General features: G+C 40.5%; 4 protein-coding genes. 1 reads left to right on the top strand and 3 read right to left on the bottom strand.

The features are described 5' to 3' along the window. Window positions 1-205: 205 nt before the first annotated feature. Window positions 206-1,081, bottom strand: a complete 876-nt coding sequence (locus tag C200_RS13385) for a ParA family protein (protein ID WP_016211564.1) — start codon at window positions 1,079-1,081, stop codon at window positions 206-208. 165 nt (window positions 1,082-1,246) lie between these two features. Between C200_RS13385 and hrpA the strand changes: the two genes are divergently transcribed. Next, window positions 1,247-5,113: an ATP-dependent RNA helicase HrpA gene (gene hrpA / locus C200_RS13380; RefSeq protein ID WP_016211561.1), complete on the top strand. Its 3,867-nt coding sequence runs from the start codon at window positions 1,247-1,249 to the stop codon at window positions 5,111-5,113. 81 nt (window positions 5,114-5,194) lie between these two features. On the opposite strand, the gene C200_RS16805 is transcribed toward hrpA, so the two are convergent. Both C200_RS16805 and C200_RS16800 read right to left on the bottom strand, forming a co-directional pair. Continuing rightward, window positions 5,195-5,302, bottom strand: coding sequence for an IS1 family transposase (locus C200_RS16805; RefSeq protein WP_369094786.1), 108 nt, complete (start codon window positions 5,300-5,302; stop codon window positions 5,195-5,197). Window positions 5,303-5,316: 14 nt separating this feature from the next. Continuing rightward, on the bottom strand, window positions 5,317-5,424 hold the full coding sequence (locus C200_RS16800) for a hypothetical protein (protein WP_457620993.1): 108 nt from the start codon (window positions 5,422-5,424) through the stop codon (window positions 5,317-5,319). Between the last annotated feature and the right edge of the window lie 113 nt (window positions 5,425-5,537).

Below are 5,537 nucleotides of genomic sequence, written 5' to 3'. Positions count from 1 at the left end.
TTCAAGGCACGTAACGCTGTGTAACGCTGTGTGACGCGGACGTCCGAGGGTTTATAGTCGTCGCGTTTTGCTCGGCGATTTTGCATCATTGGATGTGCAAAATACCTACCGAGGTAGCGACGCTTACGCAGGAATAAATCGTTAAACTGTTCTGTCTGAAAACTCGGGAGCATTATAGCTTTCGCTGCACTTATTTTATTTAATTTTAAGAAACAATCTCTAGATCTAAAGGTGTTTTGTGTTTAGACTTTCTTGAGTGATTAATCATTGATTTTTGGGCGTTTGGTTTAAATTGTGGAATAAAGTCTTGTACATTAATCCGTGGGTGAATATTTTGAAAAACCTGCAAAAATTCTTGGGTGAGTTTATGACTTGGATACAGCTGGATTAATGGCTCTGCTTTTTTATGAGATTCTTTCATTTTTATAGAAGATGATAAGTAGGGCTCTATAACGTTGAGCTGGTCATCTAGCAACTCTTGAACCACTTGTTGGGGCAGCTTGCTGGTGGGCTGGTATTGATTAATGACAATGCCTTCTATGGCTAAATTTGGATTATGATCACTACTGATCTCATGAATATTGTGAGTTAGTGTGTATAAGCCTTGGCGGGAGAATTCATCGCAATCAAAAGGAATGAGGCAGTGTGAGGCGGCGATGAGGGCAGAGCGACTAAAAAAATTAAAGGCCGGGGGAGTGTCGATATACACGGCATCATAATCGAGCTGGTCAAGCGTTTCTTTGAGTTTATAAATTTTATGGCGTGATTCTAGTTTGCTGTGTAGGGTTTCTAATTCAAGATTTGAAGGGATGATGACTAGGTTTTGTATTGCTGTGGGTTGAATACACTCAGCCAGAGGGCTGCTTGAATAATTAAACGATAAAATATTACTAAAAAAGTCGGTAATAGTATGTTCACATTCGGTGTATTGTTGGCCTAATAAATAAAAGCTTGAATTCGCTTGTGGATCAAGATCAATAACTAGAGTTTTCAGGCCACAGAGTGCGCTGATCGCCGCAAGATTGCAAGTAATACTGGATTTGCCAACCCCACCTTTTTGATTAAAAACGACACGCTTCATGATGATACTTTCCTTGAGATCGATAGAGTGTATTTGCTAAGTCTAACGAAACATTGACTGAAGGTCGAGAAAGTTACGATTTTCCTTTTCCCCTCCGGGTGTTTTGCAAAATTTGTTTGATGCTGTGCTATGATGCTGCTGCACGACAGTGGAGAAGAGAACAGCATGCAGCAAATGATATTTGACCAATTAATGCAAGAATGTACGGTAAAAGAGGCGTGGCAGTTACGTAAAGCCTGGCGTGCGTGGTCAAAACAGCATAATCTGACGTATGCTAATGAGCGTTTAGCAAAAAAGATGCCTGATGCCCGTGCGCGTGTTGTCGCACGAGCGGCTAGTATTCCAACGTTAAATTATCCCGATGAATTACCCGTGGTTGCTGCTCGTGATGAAATTATTGAGCTGATTAAAGGCAATCAAGTGGTGATTATTGCTGGGGATACTGGGTCAGGCAAAACAACTCAATTACCTAAAATGTGTTTAGAGGCAGGGTGTGGCCAGCGGGGTTTTATTGGTCACACCCAACCGCGGCGAATTGCTGCACGTTCGGTGGCTGATCGCATTGCTCAAGAATTAGGTACGGAACTAGGTGAAACTGTCGGTTACAAAGTGCGGTTTTATGAAAAAATCAAGGAAATTAACTTAATTAAGTTATTAACCGATGGCATGCTGCTGTCTGAAATGCAACAAGATCGCTTATTGTTGCAGTATGATACCATTATCATCGATGAAGCTCATGAGCGCAGTTTAAATATTGACTTTTTATTAGGCTACTTAAAGCAATTATTACCTAAGCGCCCTGAGTTGAAAGTCATTATTACCTCAGCGACGATCGATCCTGAGCGTTTTGCTCGGTTTTTTAATAATGCACCCGTTTTACGAGTTGAAGGGCGAACTTATCCTGTAGAGGTGCGTTATCGACCCTTGTTACAAGATGATATTGAAACAGAAAGTAGCGATGCCATTTGTGAGGCGGTGAATGAGCTTTGGCAAAGTGGCCCGGGTGATATTTTAGTCTTTCTATCAGGTGAGCGGGAAATTTTAGATTTAATGGATGCTTTACGTAAGGCGTTTCCTCGTGTTGAAGTATTGCCGTTATTTTCACGGTTAAGTTTGAAGGCACAGCAGGCGATTTTTAAAAGTTCAGGGTCTGGTCGGCGCATTGTCTTATCGACGAATGTGGCAGAAACATCGCTCACAGTCCCAGGTATTCGTTATGTCATTGATGCGGGGTTTGCACGTATTAGCCGCTATAGTTACCGAACAAAAATACAGCGTTTGCCGATTGAAGCGATTTCTCAGGCCAGTGCGAATCAACGCAAGGGGCGTTGTGGCCGTGTGGCCGATGGTATTTGCATCCGTTTATATGATGAGTTGGATTTTAATGCTCGGCCTGAATTTACTGACCCAGAAGTGATTAGAACGAATTTATCCGCAGTGATCTTGCACATGGCAAATTTAGGATTGGGTGCCATTCAGGATTTTCCATTTTTAGATGCACCCGATACACGTTATATCAATGATGGTCTACGTTTGCTGACTGAACTTGGGGCCATGACGGCAGATCAACGTTTAACATCACTTGGCAGAATGCTTGCGCGTTTTCCCGTCGACCCGTCTATTGGGCGGATGATATTGGCTGGGGCTGAAAAAAATGCCTTGAGTGAAATATTAATTATTGCCAGTGCGTTGAGTATTCAAGATCCGCGTGAGCGGCCTCAAGATAAGCAACAGCAAGCGGATGAAGTGCACCGGCCGTTGCGTGATCAACGTTCTGACTTTGTCAGTTTTTTAAAGCTTTGGCAGCGTTTATCAACAGCACGTGAAGAGCTCTCAAAGCGACGCTTTCGTAATTATTGCAAAGAAAATTTTTATGCGTATTTACGTGTTGAAGAATGGCATGATGTGTATCAACAACTCAGCCAATTGGCACGTGAACAAAAGCTGCATTTTAACCAAGAGCCCGCCGATTATGATCAGCTGCATCAAGCGATTTTAACGGGTATAGTCACGCAAGTGGCAGTAAAAAGTAGTGAAGATCACTCATATACGAGTACGCGTAATCGCAGTTTCCATATTTTCCCCGGTTCTTCTTTATTTAAAAAAGGGCCAAAGTGGTGTATGGCCTGGGAAATTGTTGAAACAGCACGTGTTTATGCCAGGCAAGTCGCGAGTATCGATCCACTATGGGTAGAACAAGCTGCGGCACACTTAGTTAAGCGTGAGTACTTCGAGCCACATTGGTCGATGAAACGCCAGCAGGTGATCGCCTATGAAAAGGTGGTGCTATATGGGGTCACTTTGATTGCAAAGCGAGCGCTTCAATATGGCCGTATTGATGGCAAACTTTCACGTGAAATCTTTATTCGTAATGGCTTAGTGGGTGAAGAATTACAGAGTAATGCTGAGTTCTATCAGTATAATAAAAAATTACTAGAAGAGGTGCAGCAATTAGAGCATAAACAACGGCGACGGGATATTGTTGTCGATGATGACGCACTGTATCGTTTTTATGATGGTGTGATTCCTGAATTTATTCACAGTGCGATTACTTTAAAAAATTGGTTGCAAAAAAAAGCGGATAAAGACCAAGTTCAAGCGTTATATATGCAACGGCAAGACTTATTGCAGCAGCTGATGGAAGACCCGGTTGCTCAATTTCCAAATCAGTTACAAGTCGGTGGTTTCCAATTTACCTTAGGCTATCACTTTGAGCCAGGTGGTTTACGTGATGGTGTGACAGCAACAATACCTGTAGCAATACTACCACATTTATCGAGTGCTGAGTTTGAGTGTTTGGTGCCTGGTTTTTTAGAAGAAAAGGTGACCATGCTGATTAAAGCCATGCCAAAGTCATTGCGTCGCCAATTTATTCCAGCGCCTGACATGGCCTGTCGAGTCGTTCATCGCTTAGATCGCAGTCGACCGTTAACAGTGGCTTTAGCCTTAGCTTTAACGGCCTTAAAGCGAATTAATGTACCGGTGGATACTTGGGAAAATGTGATGCTTGAGCCTTTTTATCAGATGAATTTTCAAATCATTAATGAAGAGGGTAAGGCTATTGCTGAAGGGCGTGATTTACAAAAATTACAAGCTAAGTGCAGCAATGATATTGATCAGTCTAGCAAGCGTGAGCTTACTCATCGGTCGCTACTTGCTGAAACTGAGAAAAAAATGGTGGAGTGTTGGGATTTTGGTGACTTAGAAGACACAGTGACAGTGGAACAGTTCTCGATGCAAATGCAATTATTCCCATGTTTAATTTCTGAAAATAATCATGTATTTTTAGGCGCAGCGCCGATTAAAGAACAAGCAGAGAGCTATCATTTACACGGTCAAGTACAGCTTGCTATGAATATATTCACTGAACAGGCAAAATACTTAAAAAAAGAATTATTAAAATTAAATAACTTAGCGGTTTATTTTGCTAGTTTAGGTGGTAATGAGATGCTAGCAGATGATTTAGTTAGCGCGGTTTTTGAGGCAACATTCTTTAAGGATAACAGGTTAATTCTTAAAGAAGCTGAATTTAATCAGTGTTTAGAAGAAAAGCGCAGGGAGTTGGTTAAAAATGGTGAAAGTATAGCGAAAATTATTGCTGAAGTATTAAAAATGCGCAATCTTATTCAAAAGCAACTAAAAATAAGTGGAAGTTTTGCCTTAATTGAGTCATATGAAGATATTAAAAAACAGCTAAATCGTTTAATTTTTCCAGGGTTTATTCAAAAAACACCATTAAAATATTTAGAGCGTTTGCCTGTTTATTTAAAAGCAATGTTAAAGCGTCTGGAACGTATGAAAAATGATGTTAATCGAGATATCCGTCATACGCGCTTATTGGTTCCTTGGTTAGAAAAAATTGATGAAGGTGAATTGTGGGTGAAAAATCAGCAGGGCAATATGGATGCTTTAATTGAGTTTCAATGGATGATAGAAGAATATCGAGTGTCTATTTTCGCCCAAGAGTTAAAAACCTTATACCCTATTTCGGAAAAGCGCTTAATGGCTCAATGGAAAAGTGTTAAAGGGTAATGTGAAATAATATTTATAATATAAAATCATTAATACTAAATTTATTGCTATTTTGGGTAATGTCTCTATTTGATTGTTTAGTTAGGTCGCCTTGCCAAACTCGAGTTTATTGATGAATAAACCAATCACTACATCATGCATCTTTTCACTCTTCGAAAAACAAATGGTTTTGCGTGCTAAACGCTTAATTCGGGTTCTTAGGGTTAAATGCTTGCGCTCAATGGCCTGTGTGTTTTTTTACCAATGAAGTGAGAATCTTCTGGCAAAATACGCTGATAAGAGCCCCAATCATCTGTATAGTAATAACGAATGTTAAACGATGAAAGTTTTGATTTAAGCGCAATTAAATACCTTCATCTTTACGTCGGCCAAAATGATAGGCAAGAATTTTGACGGTGGAGAGATCAATTGCATGCCAAAGCCA

The organism is Piscirickettsia salmonis LF-89 = ATCC VR-1361 (assembly GCF_000297215.2).
Taxonomy (GTDB): domain Bacteria; phylum Pseudomonadota; class Gammaproteobacteria; order Piscirickettsiales; family Piscirickettsiaceae; genus Piscirickettsia; species Piscirickettsia salmonis.
The sequence above is the reverse complement of the archived record's forward strand: the minus strand, read 5'-3'. Positions and strand labels throughout refer to the sequence as shown.